Source organism: Christiangramia aestuarii (genome assembly GCF_009735585.1).
GTDB classification, from domain to species: Bacteria; Bacteroidota; Bacteroidia; order Flavobacteriales; family Flavobacteriaceae; genus Christiangramia; species Christiangramia aestuarii.
The window spans coordinates 1-580 of sequence record NZ_VJVW01000037.1; the positions used below are offsets into that span (position 1 = coordinate 1).

1 protein-coding gene is annotated in these 580 nt (G+C 69.3%); it reads left to right on the plus strand.

Going from position 1 to position 580, the window contains the following annotated elements; translation table 11 throughout:
• A partial coding sequence (locus FLP08_RS16810) for a phosphate acyltransferase (protein ID WP_262885547.1) occupies nucleotides 1-424 on the plus strand: 424 nt, incomplete at its 5' end.
• Between the last annotated feature and the right edge of the window lie 156 nt (nucleotides 425-580).

Genomic DNA, 580 nt, shown 5'->3' on the forward strand with positions numbered 1-580 from the left:
GGCGCAGGCTTTCGGCATCCCGGCACGGGTCGCGATGATCAGCTACTCCACCGGCGACTCCGGTTCCGGGGTGGATGTCGACAAGGTTCGCGAGGCCACCCGCCTGGCGCGCGAGCAGCGCCCCGACCTGTTGATCGACGGACCCTTGCAGTATGATGCCGCCGCCATCGCCAGCGTCGGCCGCCAGAAGGCGCCGAACAGCCCGGTGGCCGGGCAGGCCACGGTGTTCATCTTCCCCGACCTGAACACCGGCAACACCACCTACAAGGCGGTGCAGCGCAGCGCCGATTGCGTCAGCGTCGGGCCGATGCTGCAAGGCCTGCGCAAACCGGTGAACGACCTGTCGCGCGGCGCGCTGGTGGAAGACATCGTCTACACCATCGCCCTCACCGCCATCCAGGCGGACGCCCAGGCCCCGGCCTGAAGGAACGCCGCCCAGTGGGCGGCACTGGCTTCGGCCAGGCACGAGGATGTGCCATGTGAACGGCGGGACCACGCCCCGCTCCACGCGCCCGGCCCTGGCCGGGCGCCTACGTACAAGGACTCCTTGATGCTGTCGTTTCTCCCCCATTTCCTGCGC